The organism is Enterobacter cloacae complex sp., assembly GCF_900322725.1.
Lineage (GTDB): Bacteria > Pseudomonadota > Gammaproteobacteria > Enterobacterales > Enterobacteriaceae > Enterobacter > Enterobacter quasihormaechei.
In genome coordinates, this window is the sequence record NZ_LT991957.1 from 4,544,939 (window position 1) to 4,564,049 (window position 19,111).

The following is a 19,111-nucleotide window of genomic DNA, read 5'->3' on the forward strand; positions in this document are numbered from 1 at the left end:
ACACTTCACCAGAAATCTGTTCTAAAACGTTATCAATTCATGATGTTAAACGTTTGTATAATCAATGATAGCGCCGCTTCCAATAGTTACTTAATTATTTAACACTGGAAAAATTAGCACGAAATAACCCTGCTGAAAGGTATCAGCTTAGGACAAAATTGATCCTGATCATAATTTTCGTACTCAGAAGTGAGTAATCTTGGTTACGCCGCCAGGGAGATCACCTATCAAAAAGGTATGATGCTAAGGTAAGGCTCTTTTAGTAAATTAGTGAGCATAAGCAGTGCGTAATCCTTTGTTTTACTGTGTGTTACGCAAGTGGGATCGGCACTGACTATACTGTCAGACGTATCGAGCGCTGGTTTACTAAAAGAGTTTAAACATTATCAGGAGAGCATTATGGCTGTTACCAATATCGCTGAACTGAACGCCCTCGTCGAGCGCGTTAAAAAAGCCCAGCGTGAATATGCCAATTTCACCCAAGAACAGGTTGATAAAATCTTCCGCGCGGCCGCTCTGGCTGCTGCTGATGCTCGAATCCCTCTCGCTAAAATGGCCGTTGCCGAATCCGGCATGGGTATCGTTGAAGATAAAGTGATTAAAAACCACTTTGCTTCAGAGTATATCTACAACGCCTATAAAGATGAGAAAACCTGCGGCGTGCTGTCAGAAGACGATACTTTCGGCACCATCACCATAGCAGAACCGATCGGCATCATTTGCGGTATCGTTCCAACCACTAACCCAACCTCTACCGCCATCTTCAAATCTCTTATCAGCCTGAAGACACGTAACGCAATCATTTTCTCCCCGCATCCACGTGCGAAAGACGCCACTAACAAAGCAGCCGATATCGTGCTCCAGGCGGCTATTGCGGCGGGCGCACCAAAAGATCTGATCGGCTGGATCGACCAACCTTCTGTTGAGCTGTCCAACGCCCTGATGCATCACCCGGACATTAACCTGATCCTGGCGACCGGTGGTCCTGGCATGGTTAAAGCCGCTTACAGCTCCGGTAAACCAGCTATCGGCGTAGGCGCGGGTAACACCCCGGTTGTTATTGACGAAACCGCTGACATCAAACGCGCCGTCGCGTCTGTGCTGATGTCTAAAACCTTCGATAACGGCGTTATCTGTGCATCTGAACAGTCCGTTGTCGTTGTTGACTCAGTATATGACGCCGTTCGTGAACGTTTCGCCAGCCACGGCGGCTACCTGTTGCAGGGTAAAGAGCTGAAAGCCGTTCAGGACGTGATTCTGAAAAATGGCGCGCTGAACGCCGCTATCGTGGGTCAGCCAGCCTATAAAATTGCCGAACTCGCCGGCTTTAGCGTTCCTGCCTCCACCAAGATCCTGATTGGTGAAGTTAACGTCGTTGATGAAAGCGAGCCGTTTGCTCACGAAAAACTGTCTCCGACGCTGGCCATGTACCGTGCGAAAGATTTCGATGACGCGGTAGAAAAAGCAGAGAAACTGGTTGCCATGGGCGGTATCGGTCACACCTCTTGCCTGTACACCGACCAGGATAACCAGCCTGAGCGTGTTGCACACTTCGGTCAGAAGATGAAAACGGCACGTATCCTGATTAACACCCCGGCTTCTCAGGGTGGTATCGGTGACCTGTACAACTTCAAACTCGCACCTTCCCTGACTCTGGGTTGTGGTTCCTGGGGTGGTAACTCCATCTCTGAAAACGTTGGTCCAAAACACCTGATCAACAAGAAAACCGTTGCTAAGCGAGCTGAAAACATGTTGTGGCACAAACTTCCGAAATCTATCTACTTCCGTCGTGGCTCTCTGCCAATCGCGCTGGATGAAGTGATTACTGATGGCCACAAGCGTGCGCTCATCGTGACTGACCGTTTCCTGTTCAACAATGGCTATGCAGACCAGATCACCTCTGTTCTGAAAGCGTCTGGCGTCGAAACTGAAGTCTTCTTTGAAGTTGAAGCTGACCCAACCCTGAGCGTTGTTCGTAAAGGTGCTGAACTGGCGAACTCCTTCAAACCCGATGTGATCATCGCACTGGGTGGCGGTTCCCCAATGGACGCCGCGAAAATCATGTGGGTCATGTACGAGCATCCGGAAACTCACTTCGAAGAACTGGCGCTGCGCTTTATGGATATCCGTAAGCGTATCTACAAGTTCCCGAAAATGGGCGTGAAAGCGAAAATGATCGCCGTCACCACCACTTCCGGTACCGGTTCAGAAGTCACGCCATTTGCGGTTGTGACGGATGACGCAACGGGTCAGAAATACCCGCTGGCCGACTACGCGCTGACGCCAGATATGGCTATCGTTGACGCCAACCTGGTGATGGATATGCCGAAATCACTGTGTGCGTTCGGTGGTCTGGATGCGGTGACTCACGCTCTGGAAGCTTACGTTTCCGTACTGGCTTCCGAGTTCTCTGACGGTCAGGCCTTGCAGGCGCTGAAACTGCTGAAAGAAAACCTGCCAGCCTCTTACAACGAAGGTTCAAAAAACCCTGTTGCGCGTGAACGTGTACACAGTGCTGCAACCATCGCGGGCATCGCGTTTGCTAACGCCTTCCTGGGCGTGTGTCACTCCATGGCGCACAAGCTGGGTTCACAGTTCCACATTCCTCACGGTCTGGCGAACGCCCTGTTGATCAGCAACGTTATCCGCTATAACGCCAACGACAACCCAACCAAGCAGACTGCATTCAGCCAGTACGACCGTCCACAGGCTCGTCGTCGCTACGCTGAAATCGCAGACCACCTGGGTCTGAGCGCACCGGGCGACCGTACTGCCGCGAAGATCGAGAAACTGCTGGCATGGCTGGAAAGCCTGAAGGCTGAACTGGGTATTCCTAAATCTATCCGCGAAGCGGGCGTTCAGGAAGCTGACTTCCTTGCTCACGTAGATAAGCTGTCTGAAGATGCATTCGATGACCAGTGTACCGGTGCTAACCCACGCTACCCACTGATTTCCGAACTGAAACAGATCCTGCTGGATACTTATTACGGTCGTAACTTCACTGAAAGCGATGTCGCTGCTGTGAAAGCTGACATCCCCGCAGTGGTAAAGGCTGACAAGAAAGCGAAGAAAAACGCTTAATTGACAGTGTGATAAAAAACCCGCCGATGGCGGGTTTTTTTATATCTGAAAAAGAGTAAAAAATTCCTGTTACTTTCGACTGTCGCCCTGTAACGCCGTCAGCGAGCCTACAACCAGCGCCTCTTTATAATGCTTGCGGCAGACCGAGACATAGCGTTCATTGCCCCCTATCACCACCTGCTCGCCATCAGCATAAGGTTTACCGGACTGGTCAAGGCGAAGAACCATGCTTGCCTTACGGCCACAAAAGCAGATCGTTTTTAGCTCCACCAGTTTATCCGACCAGGCAAGTAAATATTGACTGCCGGCAAATAGCTCACCGCGAAAATCGGTGCGTAAACCATAGCAAAGAACGGGAATATCCAGCTCATCCACGACCTCAGAAAGCGCATGGACCTGCTCACGGGTCAGGAACTGGCTTTCGTCTACCAGAACGCAATGGACAGGCTTAGAGGCGTGCTCAGCACGAATGTCCTCCAGCAGGTCCGTTTCAGGGTTAAACAGCCTTGCAGGCGACGAGAGGCCTATTCTAGAGCTTACCTTCCCCGCCCCGAAGCGATCGTCGATTTCGGCGGTATAAACAACGGTACGCATCCCCCGCTCCTGATAATTGTATGAGGATTGTAGTAACGCCGTCGATTTCCCTGCATTCATTGCCGAATAGTAGAAATAAAGTTGTGCCATTGGCCAAAGAACCCTAATCAATGTGTAATATTCCCGATGAATCATTGTACCATATTTTGTACCGTCATCAGCCGTGGGCTGTGCGCGCAAGGCACTTCTGCGCCAATAAACCCTTTGTGGATAGCGCAAAATAATGCGTTAAAACAGGTAGTAAAGGCATTAAGCACGGACAATAAGGTGAGCCCGGCACCAGAGATAACACTTCTTTTTATAGTGGCTTCTCCGTTCATTAAAATTCACTATTTATTAACTATTCCGGCCCTCGCTACGCTTAGCGGGGGTAATACAAAAGGCTGATATTTATCAACCGCAACTATAATTCCTGAGGTAAAAGTCACAAAACAAACATGCAAATGACAAGCTTTTGCCGTTTGAAACGATATCTCACAGACCGAGCAAACAATGAAATTTAAGTTAGCGTAATTAATAATAGCGTCGTTTATTTTGTATTTTTTGAATTCCTTACATTCCCACCTATTGCACAAGTGAAATTAACGCTCTATTATTAGGACAACAAACCCACCCCCATTATAAGTTTGAGATTACTACAATGAGCGAAGCACTTAAAATTCTGAACAACATCCGTACTCTTCGTGCGCAGGCAAGAGAATGTACCCTTGAGACGCTTGAAGAAATGCTCGAAAAATTAGAAGTTGTCGTTAACGAACGTCGTGAAGAAGAAAGCGCAGCTGCGGCTGAAATCGAAGAACGTACACGTAAACTGCAACAGTATCGCGAAATGCTGATTGCCGATGGTATCGATCCAAACGAATTGCTGAACAGCATGGCTGCGGCTAAAACCGGCACCAAAGCAAAACGTGCAGCACGTCCAGCTAAATATAGCTACATTGATGAGAACGGCGAAGAGAAAACCTGGACTGGCCAGGGTCGTACTCCTGCTGTAATCAAGAAAGCAATGGACGAACAAGGTAAACAACTGGATGACTTCCTGATCAAGGATTAATCCGGAAAGATTCTGAAAAATCCCGCCTGGTGCGGGATTTTTTTATGCCCGTAATATTCGCCCGAACATCTCCTTACATTCTGTCATATTGCGAGATTCACTATTTAACGTCCTTGACAATCCGCCGACAATTACCAGGCGACAGGCATAAAAAAACCGGTGGGCATCGCCACACCGGTCTTGTTCAGCAGCCTGTGGGTTTATTACTTAATACCCATGCTGCCTTTGAGCCAGGCTTTAAATTCTTCACCCAGGCTGTTATGGCGAATACCATATTCTACGAAGGCCTGCATATAACCGAGTTTATTCCCGCAGTCATGGCTCTTACCTTTCATATGGTAGGCTTCTACGGTCTCTTTCTCGATCAGCATATCGATAGCATCCGTCAGCTGGATCTCATCGCCCGCACCTGGAGGCGTTTTCGCCAGCAGCGCCCAGATTTCAGCACTCAGCACGTAACGACCCACGACAGCAAGGTTAGACGGCGCGACGTCAGCTTTAGGTTTTTCAACCACGCCAACCATCGGTACGCTTTCGCCAGGCTTCAGAGCAACGCCTTTGCAGTCAACCACACCGTAAGCGGTCACGTCGTCAACTGGCTCAACCATAATCTGGCTGCTGCCGGTTTCATCAAAGCGTTTAATCATCTCTGCCAGGTTTTCCTGGGAAAGATCGGACTCGTACTCATCAAGAATCACGTCCGGCAGAATAACCGCGACCGGCTCATCACCCACTACCGGGTGTGCACACAGTACCGCGTGCCCCAGACCTTTCGCCAGGCCCTGACGAACCTGCATAATGGTAACGTGCGGAGGGCAAATAGACTGCACTTCCTCCAGCAGCTGGCGCTTAACGCGTTTTTCCAGCATCGCTTCGAGTTCGAAACTGGTATCAAAATGGTTTTCGATAGAGTTTTTAGATGAATGCGTAACCAGCACAATTTCGGTGATGCCGGCTGCAATACATTCATTCACGACATACTGGATTAATGGCTTATCAACCAGAGGCAGCATCTCTTTTGGGATTGCCTTCGTTGCTGGCAACATCCTGGTACCCAATCCCGCCACCGGGATAACGGCCTTTCTGACTTTCGAATTTAGGGCAGCCATTGAAATTCTCCTGAACTGTTCAAGTTTTGAACTTTTATGCATTGAATAACGCGTTGAGTATACAGTCTCAGCCACTAATACGGGTCTGAAAAGAACGCGTTGCCGATCAATTAAGACAAATACGCATGAAACTTGCCGCGATAGTAGCACCGCCAGCAAAAACACAGGTAAAGCAATCTGAAAAATAAAATCTGACTGCTTACTCTGTGGACAACATTAAGCGTAACCGCCCTCCTGCCCCCCAAATTTGGCACTGCCATGAGGTGCAGCGGTGGCTAATTTGATTAAGGTAAGTATTACCCAGCGTGCCCAACGGCACGCCGTTACTCACCTGAATATGGTGTTCTCCAGTATTCAGTGTGGCATTTAAACCCGCAGACACCAGAATAAGGTTATTCAATCCGCTGTGATAATAGCCAACCAGAAGCGGGAACTGCCCCGGTAAATTGGCCTGGCGAAAAAGTTGGTTCACCTGTTTTAGCAAACTGCCTAACTCAGGAAGCCGTTGCCCCTGATGGGATAATTGTTCCTGTAGCAATCCATTAAAGAGCGCTCGCAGTAATAAGGCCGCCAAAACGCCGTTATCTCCCGCTCGGGTAACATCCAGGCAATAAAAGGCGAGGTCGGCATCCGATAACGGCGCAATATCCAGCACCAGTCCAGGCTGGTCAGCCGCTACCAGCTGGCGATAATTTACTCTGCAATGAGAAATATTTTGCTGCACCGGCGGCTGGAGTTCCTGAAGCAGCTTTGCCGCCGCGAGCGGATTACTGACTAAGGCATCCCAGTCCTGAAAAAGACGCTCCTCTTCTTCAACGCGGGAATTAAACATATTGGGATACAGGCAGGCCAATACCGTTTCACGCAGTCGGTTTAAATCTTTGACCGGTTTGAGCAGGATATCCTGCACCCCCAAACGCAATGCCCTGGCAATGTCGGCCATATTTTCGGTGGCCGAAATCACGAGTATCGGTGTTTGATAACCTTCATTACGCAGCTTTTCCACCAGCATTAAGCCGTTCATCCGCGGCATCTCGAGATCGCAGATCATCAGGTCAGGCGCAATGCTGGCCATCTTTTCCAGCGCCTCGACGCCATCTTCGGCAAGGGACGTGGTTGCACCCAGCGAGGATAACCACGAATCCAGTAGCGATCGGAAAACGGGCTCGTCTTCAACTATCAAAATGTGTTTTCCGGCCAATGGCTGTGTCATGGTTCCTCCCCTGGCTGACAGTTACTCAATAGTGGCATGCTATTAGTACTATCGCCTGTCAGATTTTGCTGAAGTAATCAAAAAAGTGCTTAACGTGCTGTACGCACAAAAGGCAACAGTTCATCTATTTTCTTTTCGACGGCTAACGAGCCCGCTGCTATGGCGGCCTCAGCCCGGTGGAAATCAAGTGTAGAGATTTGCGGACAATAGGGTTGAATAAGAATATCCGGAGGATCGCCCGCCATACGGTTTCGCTTCAGGCGATTCTCGAGAATTTGTATCGAAGTCGTCATGATTTCAACGGCGTTCGGTGCGGTCACCGCACGACGCGCAGTCAGGCGCCCTATTCTGCCGCGTAAACGCGCATGCCAGGCAAGTTTCTCTTCTTCGGCATCATTGCTGTGAAGATTAACCGACATCAAATCCTGCTGCATAAGGTGAGCGTCGTGTTGTAAATCCACGGCGATGACGATATCCGCGCCCAAGGCCCGCGTCAGTGAGATAGGGACAGGATTCACTACGCCACCGTCAACGAGCCAGTAGCCGTTATGAGGCACAGGCGCCATTAACCCAGGTATACTACAGGAGGCACGTACAGCGAGATGGATATCCCCTTCGGTGAGCCATAACTCCCTGCCCGTACTGAGGTTGGTTGCAACGGCACCAAAAGGCATTTGGCAGTGACTGAAGTCAGCGAGAGGCATTATCTTACGAAACTGATTGAACACGCGTTCGCCACGCAGCAGGCCACCACGCTGCCAGGAGAGATCCATCAGGCGCAGCACATCCCAGTAACTGAAGGAGCGCACCCAGCTTTCAAGCTCCGGGAGCTTACCGCAGGCGTACGCGGATCCGACCAGCGACCCTATCGAACACCCTGCAACAATATCAACGTCAATTCCCATCTGCTTTAAAGCATTGATAACGCCAATATGTGACCAGCCCCGGGCGGCACCTGAGCCCAACGCCAGTCCAATTTTTACCTTTCTCATTAGCCCTGTTTTACTTCCCCTGGATTCCCGACATAGCGTCAACGTAACTGCTCAGTTAACATATTGCTACCTTAAGCGTTTAACGCCTTATTTTTTGTTCCAGGAAAAGAATTGTGTCTCAACTCTGCCCCTGTGGTAGCGCTCTGGAGTATAGCCTATGTTGCCAGCGATATCTTTCTGGCGAGCAGGTTGCACCAGACCCGTCACACCTTATGCGCTCACGGTATACTGCTTTTGTGATCAAAAACGCAGACTACCTGATTAAAACCTGGCATCCGTCCTGCCATGCGGCCGATTTTCGGCAAGAGATTGAAGCCGGATTTGCCAACACCGTCTGGCTGGGCCTCACCGTCTTTGATGCCGCTCCCGGCCGCGATGCCAACGAAGGCTATGTCAGTTTTGTCGCCCGCTTTAGCGAACAAAACAGACCTGGCGCCATCATTGAACGCTCCCGGTTCTTAAAGGACAGCGGGCAATGGTATTATATTGACGGCACACGTCCGCAGTTCGGTCGTAACGATCCCTGCCCCTGTGGTTCAGGAAAAAAATTTAAAAAGTGTTGCGGCAGTAATGCCTGACAACTCAGACTTCGCAAATACATAAACAGGATTTCCCGGCGATGCAATCACTACAACGTAAAGTTCTGCGCACCATCTGTCCCGATCAAAAAGGGCTGATCGCACGAATCACCAACATTTGCTACAAACATGAACTGAATATCGTGCAGAACAATGAGTTCGTTGACCACCGTACCGGTCGCTTCTTTATGCGTACCGAGCTGGAAGGCATTTTCAACGACACCACCCTGCTTGCCGATCTGGACAGCGCCCTGCCGGAAGGCTCGGTGCGCGAACTGAACCCGGCGGGTCGTCGCCGCATCGTGATTCTGGTCACCAAAGAGGCGCACTGCCTGGGCGATCTGCTGATGAAAGCCAACTACGGTGGCCTGGACGTCGAAATTGCTGCCGTCATCGGCAACCATGAAACGCTGCGTACTCTGGTTGAGCGCTTCGACATTCCGTTCGAGCTGGTCAGCCATGAAGGCCATACCCGTGAAGAACACGACAACCTCATGGCGCAGGCCATCGAGGCGCATAACCCGGACTACGTTGTGCTGGCAAAATACATGCGCGTCCTGACGCCGTCCTTCGTGGCACGCTTCCCGAATAAAATAATTAACATTCACCATTCGTTCCTGCCAGCCTTCATTGGCGCGCGTCCATATCACCAGGCTTACGAGCGTGGGGTGAAGATCATTGGTGCGACCGCCCACTACGTGAACGATAATCTGGACGAAGGTCCAATCATCATGCAGGACGTGATTCACGTGGATCACACCTACACGGCAGAAGATATGATGCGAGCGGGCCGTGACGTTGAGAAGAACGTGCTGAGCCGTGCGCTGTATCAGGTTCTTGCCCAGCGCGTCTTCGTGTACGGCAACAGAACGATTATTCTTTAATCCTTTGTAAAATGAATTGATTAGCTTTACGCCTTTACGGATAAAAAGCAGGCAAACAGCGTCATTTACCTAAAGGAATGCTTTACAGGGGCGTCTCATTTGATATGATGCGCCCCGCTTCCAACAGGAAGCAGGCCAGTAAAAAGCATTACCCCGTGGTGGGGTTCCCGAGCGGCCAAAGGGAGCAGACTGTAAATCTGCCGTCATCGACTTCGAAGGTTCGAATCCTTCCCCCACCACCATCTTCAGCTTTACCTCAAAATATGAATTACCCTGGTGGGGTTCCCGAGCGGCCAAAGGGAGCAGACTGTAAATCTGCCGTCATCGACTTCGAAGGTTCGAATCCTTCCCCCACCACCATCACTTTCCAGATCCTTCAGCACTCTCCAAAAGCACAATGCGCCATGTTTTTCCAGTGCGGGGAAGGATGAGAAGCTTCGACCAAGGTTCGATTCGAGCGTAGCGAGAAAGCGTTGCCGCAGGCAACGACCCGAAGGGCGAGGCGCAACGCGCCGAGTAATCCTTCCCCCACCACCATCACTTCCAGATCCTTCAGCACTCTCCAAAAGCACACTGCGCCATGTTTCTCCAGTGCGGGGAAGAATGAGAAGCTTCGACCAAGGTTCGATTCGAGCGTAGCGAGAAAGCGTTGCCGCAGGCAACGACCCGAAGGGCGAGGCGCAACGCGCCGAGTAATCCTTCCCCCACCACCATCACTTTCCAGATCCTTCAGCACTCTCCAAAAGCACAATGCGCCATGTTTTCCGATGCCGGGATTAATCCTTCCCTGCCTGTTTTCCCCGGTGGCGCTTCGCTTACCGGGGCTACAACTATATTCGTAGGCCGGGTAAGGCGCAGCCGCCACCCGGCATCCGACCGCGACATCCGCGCTAAACCCAGGCACCAGGCCAAAAAAAACCCCGCAAAAGCGGGGTTCTTTCAAAACAACGGAATCAGCGACGCGCACGCACTACCTGATATTTGCGCGTCAGGTACTCCACCGGCGCGCTCCAGATATGCACCAGACGGGAGAACGGGAACAGCACAAACAGGGTCATCCCCAGCACCAGGTGAACGCGGAAGATAAACGCCACGCCGTCCAGATGCTCAGATGCACCGCCGTGGAAGGTCACGACGGACTGCGCCCACCCCACCAGCTTCATCATTTCACTGCCATCCATATGCTGCGCAGAGAATGGAATAGTCAGCAGACCCAGCGCGCACTGCACCATCAGCAGGGAGAGGATCAGGATGTCCGCGCCTGTGGTGGTAGCCCGCACGCGTGGGCTGAACAGACGACGTTTCAGCAGCAGCAGACCACCCACCAGGGTCATCACGCCGCAGGCACCGCCGGCGATCATCGCCATCTTCTGCTTCACTTCAATCGGCAGCCACGCTTCGTACATCCAGTGCGGCGTCAGCATCCCCAGGAAGTGACCGGCGAAAATCCCCAAAATCCCGATGTGGAACAGGTTTGACGCCAGGTTCATCCCCTTACGATCCAGCATCTGGCTGGAGGCAGCACGCCAGGTGTACTGGCCATAGTCATAACGCAGCCAGCTTCCCACCAGGAACACGGTGCCCGCGATATACGGGTAAATGTCAAAGAAGAACATATTCAGGAAGTGCATTAGTGCTGTCCTCCGTTAGAGATATTCAAATATTGCGGAGCCACCGCTCCGGCAAAACGACGCTGATGCGCAGAGATTTCAGACTCGCCACAGTTCTGGTCAGCAAAAAATTTCACCTGCTCTTCTTCCCAGACGGCATCCAGCGCTTGCGGGGTATCGTCGCGAGCTTCATCCGCGATTTTTTCCGCCACTTTTTCACTGTCGACCGAGGCGTTCGCCAGCTTCACCAGCAAATCGAACAGTACGGCATAGCGGCTTTCACGCTGCTGTAGACGTGCGCCGAGCAGCGCCAGAATGGGAGCGATGTCCTGCAACCCCCCCAGGGCCTCTTCTTTCGGCAGCTGCGCCAGATACTCCAGGTACAGCGGCAGGTGATCCGGCAGCTCGCGGCTGTCGAGTTGCAGGCCGTGCTGTTCGTACTGGGCCATCAGATCCACCATCGCCTGACCACGGTCGCGGGATTCACCGTGAACGTGTTCAAACAGCAGCAGAGACGTCGCACGACCACGGTCAAACAGCTGGCTGTAGTCCGCCTGCGCGTCGAGAAGATCGCGCGCCAGCAGGTCGCGGAGGAAAACTCCCAGCTTCTGGGCATCCTCTTTATCCAGGTTTTCAGATGACGCGAGTGCATCAAAGAGTTCCTGTTGATGCTGCGCAAGCGCAGCATCAGGGTACTCGAGCAGACGCGAAACAATGACGAGTTCAATCATTGGTGCGGCTCCGTTTTGCTGGTCACATCCATCGCGTCAATGCGGCGGCTGTTGAACAGGTTGAATTTACTGTCTGACCCGTGGCAACCGTCGCCAAAGGTAAAGCCACACCCGCTTTTCTCCGGGAAGGCCTCGCGAGCCAGCTCGCGGTGGCTGCTTGGCACCACGAAACGATCTTCGTAGTTAGCGATTGCCAGATAGCGGTACATCTCCTGCGCCTGCGCTTCGGTCAGGCCGACCTCTTCCAGCGCGCGGGTATCGTTAACGCCGTCAACGGTTTCCGCACGTTTGAAGTGACGCATTGCCAGCATACGTTTCAGCGCCAGCAGCACCGGCTGGGTATCTCCGGCGGTCAGCAGGTTGGCCAGGTACTGAACCGGGATACGCAGGCTTTCCACGTCCGGCAGAATACCGTTGCTGCCCAGCTCACCCGCGTCCGCCGCAGACTGAATCGGCGACAGAGGCGGCACGTACCAGACCATCGGCAGCGTGCGGTATTCCGGGTGCAGCGGCAGGGCCAGCTTCCAGTCCATCGCCATTTTGTACACCGGAGACTGCTGCGCGGCGTCAATCACGCTCTGCGGAACGCCGTCTTTCAGCGCCTGCTCAATCACCTTCGGATCGTTCGGATCGAGGAAGACGTCCAGCTGACGCTGATAGAGATCTTTCTCGTTCTCGGTGCTTGCGGCATTCTCAATCGCGTCCGCGTCGTACAGCAGTACGCCGAGGTAACGAATACGGCCTACGCAGCTCTCGGAGCAGACGGTCGGCATACCGGCTTCGATGCGCGGATAGCAGAAGATACACTTCTCTGATTTACCGCTCTTCCAGTTGAAATAGATTTTTTTGTACGGGCAGCCGGTGATGCACATACGCCAGCCGCGGCACTTGTCCTGGTCGATCAGCACGATGCCGTCTTCTTCACGCTTGTAGATGGCGCCGCTCGGGCAGGTCGCGACGCACGCCGGGTTCAGGCAGTGTTCGCACAGGCGCGGCAGATACATCATGAAGGTGTTTTCGAACTGGCCGTACATCGCCTTCTGCATGTTCTCGAAGTTCTGGTCCTTCGCGCGTTTTTCGAACTCGCCGCCCAGAATTTCTTCCCAGTTTGGACCGCTGGTAATTTTGTCCATGCGCTTACCGGTGATCAGCGAGCGAGGACGGGCGATCGGCTGGTGTTTGCTTTCCGGCGCGTTGTGCAGGTTCTGATAGTCGTAATCAAACGGCTCGTAGTAATCGTCGATGCCCGGCAGATGCGGGTTAGCGAAGATTTTACCGAGCAGCATCGCACGGTTACCCATGCGCGGTTGCAGTTTGCCGTTGATTTTACGGATCCAGCCGCCCTTCCACTTCTCCTGGTTTTCCCAGTCGGTCGGGAAGCCGGTGCCCGGCTTGCTTTCCACGTTGTTAAACCAGGCGTACTCCATACCTTCACGGCTGGTCCAGACGTTTTTACAGGTGACCGAGCAGGTATGACAGCCGATGCATTTATCCAGATTCAGCACCATGCCGACTTGTGAACGAATTTTCATTTTACGCTCTCCTGTACCTGGTCATTACCTTCGCCGTCTAACCAGTTAATATTCTTCATCTTACGTACCACCACGAACTCATCGCGGTTCGATCCTACGGTGCCGTAGTAGTTAAAGCCGTAGGCCAGCTGAGCATAACCACCGATCATATGGGTCGGCTTCGGCGTAATACGGGTCACGGAGTTGTGAATACCGCCGCGCTGCTCGGTGATCTCTGAACCCGGCAGGTTAACGATACGTTCCTGCGCGTGATACATCATGGTCATCCCGGCCGGCACGCGCTGGCTCACCACGGCTCGTGCCGTCAGGGCACCGTTACTGTTGAACACTTCGATCCAGTCGTTATCTTCGATACCCAGATCTTTGGCGTCCGCTTCGCTCATCCAGACAATCGGACCGCCGCGCGACAGCGTCAGCATCAGCAGGTTGTCGCTGTAGGTGGAGTGGATACCCCACTTCTGGTGCGGCGTCAGGAAGTTCAGCGCCTTCTCCGGGTTACCGTTCGATTTCGCGCCCATTACCGCTTTCACGGAGCGGGTGTCGATTGGCGGACGGTACACCAGCAGGCTTTCACCGAAGTCACGCATCCACTGGTGGTCCTGATACAGAGACTGACGACCAGAAAGCGTGCGCCATGGGATCAGCTCGTGAACGTTGGTATAGCCAGCGTTATAGGACACATGCTCATCTTCCAGACCTGACCAGGTCGGGCTGGAGATAATTTTTCGCGGCTGGGCCTGAATATCGCGGAAGCGAATTTTCTCTTCCTCTTTATTCTTCGCCAGATGCGTGTGGTCACGACCGGTAAATTCACTCAGGGCCGCCCACGCTTTCACCGCCACGTGGCCGTTGGTTTCCGGTGCCAGGGTCAGGATCATCTCCGCCGCATCAATTGCCGTGTTCAGCATTGGCTGGCCTTTGGCCGGGCCGTCTGCTTTGGTGTAATTGAGCTTGCGCAGCAGGTCCATTTCGCTCTGGGTATTCCAGGCGATGCCTTTGCCGCCGTTACCGATTTTCTCCATCAGCGGGCCGATAGAGGTAAAGCGCTCGTAGGTTGCCGGGTAATCACGTTCAACCGGAATGATGTGCGGCGCGGTCACGCCCGGGATCAGGTCGCACTCGCCTTTTTTCCAGTCCTTCACGTCAAGCGGCTGCGCCAGTTCGGCAGCGGAGTCGTGCTGGATTGGCAGCGTCACCACGTCGGTCTCTTTGCCCAGGTGACCTACGCAGACTTCGGAGAATTTCTTCGCGATTTCTTTGTAGATATCCCAGTCGCTTTTCGATTCCCACGCCGGGTCAACGGCGGCAGACAGTGGATGAATAAACGGATGCATGTCCGAGGTATTCATGTCGTCTTTTTCGTACCAGGTGGCGGTTGGCAGCACGATATCGGAGTACAGGCAGGTGCTGGACAGACGGAAGTCCAGCGTCACCACCAGATCCAGCTTGCCGTCCAGACCGTTGTCTTTCCATTCCACTTCTTCCGGCTTCACGCCGCCCTGCTTGCCGAGGTCTTTACCCTGAATACCGTTCTCGGTGCCCAGCAGGTATTTCAGCATGTACTCGTGGCCTTTACCGGACGAGCCCAGCAGGTTGGAGCGCCAGATGAACAGGTTGCGCGGATGGTTTTTACCGTTCTCAGGCTGTTCTGCCGCGAAACGAATTGAGCCTTCCTTGAGCGATTTCACGGTGTAATCCACCGGCGACATGCCCGCTTTCTTCGCCTCTTGTGCAATGCGCAGCGGGTTAGTGCCCAGCTGCGGCGCCGACGGCAGCCAGCCCATGCGTTCAGCGCGCACGTTAAAATCAATCAGGTGGCCGCTGTAGCGGGATTTATCCGCCATCGGCGACAGCAGCTCCTGCGCGGTAACCGTCTCGTAGCGCCACTGGCTGGAGTGGTTATAGAAGTAGGAGGTGCTGTTCATGTGACGTGCCGGACGCTGCCAGTCAAGGGCAAACGCCAGCGGCTGCCAGCCGGTCTGCGGACGCAGTTTTTCCTGGCCCACGTAGTGCGCCCAGCCGCCGCCGCTCTGTCCGACGCAGCCGCAGAAAATCAGCATGTTGATCAGGCCGCGATAGTTCATATCGAGGTGATACCAGTGGTTCAGACCGGCACCCACGATGATCATCGAACGACCGTGAGTTTTGTCGGCGTTTTCCGCAAATTCACGCGCGATACGGGTGATCTGCGCGCGTGGTACGCCGGTGATCTGCTCCGCCCAGGCCGGGGTATATGCCTTCACGTCGTCGTAGCTGGTTGCGCAGTTTTCGTCGTTCAGACCGCGCTCCAGGCCGTAGTTCGCCATGGTCAGGTCGTAGACCGTCGTGACCAGCGCGGTAGAGCCGTCCGCCAGTTGCAGGCGCTTAACCGGCAGTTTGTGCATCAGGACGTTTTGCAGTTCAACCTTGTTGAAGTGCTCGGAACCTTCACCGCCAAAGTACGGGAAGCCGACATCAGCGATCTCGTCCTGGCTGCCCAGCATGCTGAGGCGCAGTTCCGTCTCTTCGCCGGTGGTGCCGTTACGCTGCTCCAGGTTCCATTTGCCTTTCTCGCCCCAGCGGAAGCCGATAGAACCGTTAGGTGCCACCAGCTCGCCGTTGCTGTTGCAGGCGACTGTTTTCCACTCTGGGTTGTTTTCCTGCCCCAGCGCGTCCACCAGATCCGCAGCACGCAGCATACGGCCCGCCGCGTAGTAGCCGTCGCGCTCTTCGAGCATCACCAGCATAGGCATGTCGGTGTAGCGACGGACGTAATCGGTGAAGTACTGGCTTGGCTTGTCGAGGTGGAACTCACGCAGCATGACGTGGCCCATCGCCAGCGCCATTGCGGCATCGGTACCCTGTTTTGGGGCCAGCCACAGGTCGCACAGCTTGGCGATTTCCGCGTAGTCCGGCGTTACCGCGACGGTTTTCGTCCCTTTGTAACGTACTTCGGTGAAGAAGTGCGCATCCGGGGTACGGGTCTGCGGCACGTTAGAGCCCCAGGCGATGATGTAGCTGGAGTTGTACCAGTCAGCGGATTCCGGCACGTCGGTCTGCTCACCCCAGGTCTGCGGTGACGCAGGCGGCAGGTCACAGTACCAGTCGTAGAAGCTCAGGCAGGTCCCGCCGATAAGCGACAGGTAGCGCGCGCCGGAAGCGTAAGAGACCATCGACATCGCCGGGATTGGCGAGAAGCCCGCCACGCGGTCAGGACCGTAGGTTTTCACGGTGTAGACGTTAGAGGCGGCAATCAGCTCGTTCACCTCTTTCCAGGAAGAACGAACAAAACCACCGCGACCGCGCGCCTGCTTGAAGCTTTTCGCTTTGTCGGCATCTTCAATGATAGAGGCCCACGCATCAACCGGATCGCTGTGCTGCACTTTCGCTTCACGCCACATTTTCATCAGGCGTTTACGCATCAGCGGATATTTCAGACGGTTGGCGCTATAGAGATACCAGGAGTAGCTGGCCCCACGCGGGCAGCCGCGCGGTTCATGGTTCGGCATATCCGGACGGGTACGCGGATAGTCGGTCTGCTGCATTTCCCAGGTCACCAGACCGTTTTTAACGAAAATCTTCCAGCTACATGAGCCAGTGCAGTTTACGCCGTGGGTAGAACGGACAACTTTGTCATGCTGCCAGCGTTGACGGTAACCGTCTTCCCAGTCCCGGTTGGTATCCAGAACCTGGCCGTGCCCATCGGCAAAAGTTTCACCCTTCTGTTTGAAGTAGCGAAACCGGTCCAAAAATTTGCTCATCGGGTATCTCCTGTGTGGAGCCTGTGGCTCTCTAAATCGACATTGCTGATTTGCAGCGAAGGTAACGCTATGAAAGATGGTGAGAATTGATAACGATCAAGGCGAAGGGGGTCTGTCACGGGGGGTATTAGATCAAATACCACCAAAGCGGTATCTGTTATTATTTTTTATATACATGATTTATATGGATATTTTTTATTTATCGTACAAAAGACGAAGCAAAATTTAACATCTTAGGTATTAAGGGGTAGAAACACCTGTAAAGCGATGGCGATCACAGTGTTAGCTGCGAGTGAACGTGAATACGTTTTTTAGTATGTTGTAACTAATTAAGTATAAAAAAAAGCGCGGCACTGAGGCCGCGCAAACGGATAATCAAGCTTACTTGTTTTTCTTGGTATTACGGCCGTATACCAGCCACGTGATGGCCACGCAGGCGATATAGAAGACGAGGAAGACTTTCATCGCACCCGCCGGAGAGCCGGTCAGATCCAGTGAGATACCAAACGCTTTTGGAATAAAGAAGCCACCAATCGCGCCAATTGCAGAGATAAACCCAAGTGCCGCAGCGGTATCGGTGGCGGCTTCACGCATCGCCTGCTCGTCGCTCCCACCCTGCGCTTTCACGCGGTCCATGGTCAGCTTGCGGAAGATGACAGAGATCATCTGGAAGGTAGACGCACTGCCCAGCCCGGCCGTCAGGAACAGCACCATGAAGACGCCGAAGAAGGCAAAGAAGTTACCGCCCTGACCATCAACAGGCAGCGTCAGGAACAGCAGCGCACAGAAGATAGCCATCACAACAAAGTTCACCAGCGTAACGCGAGTCCCGCCCAGACGGTCGGAGATCATCCCGCCCAGCGAACGTGCCAGCGCGCCAATAAACGGACCGAAGAAGGCAAACTGAAGGATCTGCACGTCCGGGAACTGGGTTTTCGACAGCATCGCAAAGCCCGCAGAGAAACCGATGAACGAGCCAAAGGTTGCCAGATACAGCAGCGCCATCACCCACAGGTGGCCGCGTTTCAACACCGGCAGCTGCTCGCTCAGGGAAGCTTTGGACGCGGACAGATCGTTCATGAAGAACCACGCCGCCAGCGTAAAGACCACCAGGAACGGCACCCAGATCCAGGCTGCGTTTTGCAGGAACAGCATTGAACCGTCAGGCTGCGTCACGCCACCGCCACCAAAGGCGGCAAAGATGGAGACGGAGATCGCCAGCGGCGCAAGCAGCTGCATCACGCTCACGCCCATGTTACCCAGACCGCCGTTAATGCCCAGCGCACCGCCCTGCTTCGCTTTCGGGAAGAAGAAGCTGATGTTCGCCATGCTGGACGCAAAGTTCGCACCCGCAAAACCGCACAGCAGAGAGATAATCACGAACACGCTAAACGGCGTGGAGGTATCCTGCACCGCAAAACCGAGCCACACGCACGGGACGATCATGATCCCGGTACTGAAAGCCGTCCAGCGACGACCGCCGAAGACAGGCACCATAAATGCGTAAGGCACGCGCAGCAGCGCACCTGAAAGCGACGGCAACGCGGTCAGCATAAACAGCTGATCGGTGGTAAAGGTAAAGCCCACTTTAGGCAGGTTAACCGCAACCGCACTGAACAACATCCAGACGCAAAACGCCAGTAACAGACATGGAACGGAAATCCACAGATTACGACTTGCTACACGGTGGCCGCGCTGTTGCCAGAACGCCGGATCCTCTGGACGCCAGTCTGTAATTACGGCACCAGTTTCCCTTTCGGGAGCGGAAGAGTGACTCATAGACACCTCTGATTCTCGAATGATGCTGCAAACATTAGGGCTTTAGAGCGGCGGTAAGTTGATATAAATCAAAGGAAAAGTGGGAGGTTTCGCGGTGAAAAAAAAGCCATCACTCTTAGTGAGTAGATGCAAAACGTAAAAAAGGTGTGGTTTTTCACGGTGCTGACGCATCCCTGCTTCGTCCACCCACTAACCATTACCCCTCCGGCAATTT

13 protein-coding genes, 2 tRNA genes and 2 other RNA genes are annotated in these 19,111 nt (G+C 53.5%); 8 read left to right on the forward strand and 9 right to left on the reverse strand.

The genetic code is table 11. From position 1 onward, the window contains the following. Positions 1 to 399 precede the first annotated feature (399 nt). Entirely contained in the window at positions 400 to 3,081 is a 2,682-nt protein-coding gene (gene adhE, locus DBR02_RS22295) for a bifunctional acetaldehyde-CoA/alcohol dehydrogenase (protein WP_063452246.1), read from the forward strand. A 69-nt stretch (positions 3,082 to 3,150) separates the two neighbouring features. Here the strand turns inward: adhE and tdk are convergent, their stop codons facing one another. Next, positions 3,151 to 3,765: a thymidine kinase gene (gene tdk, locus DBR02_RS22300; protein WP_063452325.1), complete on the reverse strand. Its 615-nt coding sequence runs from the start codon at positions 3,763 to 3,765 to the stop codon at positions 3,151 to 3,153. A 550-nt stretch (positions 3,766 to 4,315) separates the two neighbouring features. Between tdk and hns the strand changes: the two genes are divergently transcribed. After that, entirely contained in the window at positions 4,316 to 4,729 is a 414-nt protein-coding gene (gene hns, locus DBR02_RS22305) for a histone-like nucleoid-structuring protein H-NS (RefSeq protein ID WP_003856724.1), read from the forward strand. A 203-nt stretch (positions 4,730 to 4,932) separates the two neighbouring features. Here hns and galU read toward each other — a convergent pair whose 3' ends face one another. From galU to rssA, 3 genes are all read right to left on the reverse strand, one after another. Then, on the reverse strand, positions 4,933 to 5,838 hold the full coding sequence (galU, locus tag DBR02_RS22310; protein WP_063452245.1) for a UTP--glucose-1-phosphate uridylyltransferase GalU: 906 nt from the start codon (positions 5,836 to 5,838) through the stop codon (positions 4,933 to 4,935). A 199-nt stretch (positions 5,839 to 6,037) separates the two neighbouring features. Next, the gene (gene rssB / locus DBR02_RS22315; protein WP_063866538.1) at positions 6,038 to 7,051 is read right to left on the reverse strand and encodes a two-component system response regulator RssB; all 1,014 of its coding nucleotides are present in this window, start codon (positions 7,049 to 7,051) and stop codon (positions 6,038 to 6,040) included. 89 nt (positions 7,052 to 7,140) lie between these two features. Next, positions 7,141 to 8,043: a patatin-like phospholipase RssA gene (gene rssA, locus DBR02_RS22320; RefSeq protein WP_063866537.1), complete on the reverse strand. Its 903-nt coding sequence runs from the start codon at positions 8,041 to 8,043 to the stop codon at positions 7,141 to 7,143. A gap of 113 nt (positions 8,044 to 8,156) precedes the next feature. Between rssA and DBR02_RS22325 the strand changes: the two genes are divergently transcribed. From DBR02_RS22325 to DBR02_RS22350, 6 genes are all read left to right on the forward strand, one after another. Continuing rightward, positions 8,157 to 8,621: a YchJ family protein gene (locus DBR02_RS22325; RefSeq protein ID WP_063866536.1), complete on the forward strand. Its 465-nt coding sequence runs from the start codon at positions 8,157 to 8,159 to the stop codon at positions 8,619 to 8,621. A 41-nt stretch (positions 8,622 to 8,662) separates the two neighbouring features. Further along, positions 8,663 to 9,505, forward strand: coding sequence for a formyltetrahydrofolate deformylase (gene purU / locus DBR02_RS22330; protein ID WP_063452241.1), 843 nt, complete (start codon positions 8,663 to 8,665; stop codon positions 9,503 to 9,505). A gap of 157 nt (positions 9,506 to 9,662) precedes the next feature. Beyond that, positions 9,663 to 9,747: transfer RNA gene (locus tag DBR02_RS22335), tRNA-Tyr, on the forward strand. A 33-nt stretch (positions 9,748 to 9,780) separates the two neighbouring features. Next, positions 9,781 to 9,865, forward strand: a tRNA-Tyr gene (locus DBR02_RS22340). A 46-nt stretch (positions 9,866 to 9,911) separates the two neighbouring features. Further along, positions 9,912 to 10,042: non-coding RNA, RtT sRNA (locus DBR02_RS22345), on the forward strand. A gap of 45 nt (positions 10,043 to 10,087) precedes the next feature. Further along, positions 10,088 to 10,218, forward strand: a non-coding RNA gene (locus tag DBR02_RS22350) — RtT sRNA. 240 nt (positions 10,219 to 10,458) lie between these two features. Here DBR02_RS22350 and narI read toward each other — a convergent pair. From narI to DBR02_RS22375, 5 genes are all read right to left on the reverse strand, one after another. Then, positions 10,459 to 11,136: a respiratory nitrate reductase subunit gamma gene (narI, locus tag DBR02_RS22355; protein ID WP_063452240.1), complete on the reverse strand. Its 678-nt coding sequence runs from the start codon at positions 11,134 to 11,136 to the stop codon at positions 10,459 to 10,461. Next, positions 11,136 to 11,846: a nitrate reductase molybdenum cofactor assembly chaperone gene (narJ, locus tag DBR02_RS22360; protein ID WP_063866535.1), complete on the reverse strand. Its 711-nt coding sequence runs from the start codon at positions 11,844 to 11,846 to the stop codon at positions 11,136 to 11,138. Before narJ ends, narI begins: the two co-directional genes overlap by 1 nt. Further along, positions 11,843 to 13,378 (reverse strand): nitrate reductase subunit beta, encoded by a 1,536-nt coding sequence (gene narH / locus DBR02_RS22365; protein WP_063452238.1) that lies wholly within the window; start codon positions 13,376 to 13,378, stop codon positions 11,843 to 11,845. The genes narJ and narH overlap by 4 nt, the downstream gene beginning before the upstream one ends. After that, the gene (locus tag DBR02_RS22370) at positions 13,375 to 17,118 is read right to left on the reverse strand and encodes a nitrate reductase subunit alpha (protein WP_107535488.1); all 3,744 of its coding nucleotides are present in this window, start codon (positions 17,116 to 17,118) and stop codon (positions 13,375 to 13,377) included. Before DBR02_RS22370 ends, narH begins: the two co-directional genes overlap by 4 nt. Positions 17,119 to 17,499: 381 nt before the next feature. After that, the gene (locus DBR02_RS22375) at positions 17,500 to 18,897 is read right to left on the reverse strand and encodes a NarK family nitrate/nitrite MFS transporter (RefSeq protein ID WP_063452236.1); all 1,398 of its coding nucleotides are present in this window, start codon (positions 18,895 to 18,897) and stop codon (positions 17,500 to 17,502) included. Positions 18,898 to 19,111 lie beyond the last annotated feature (214 nt).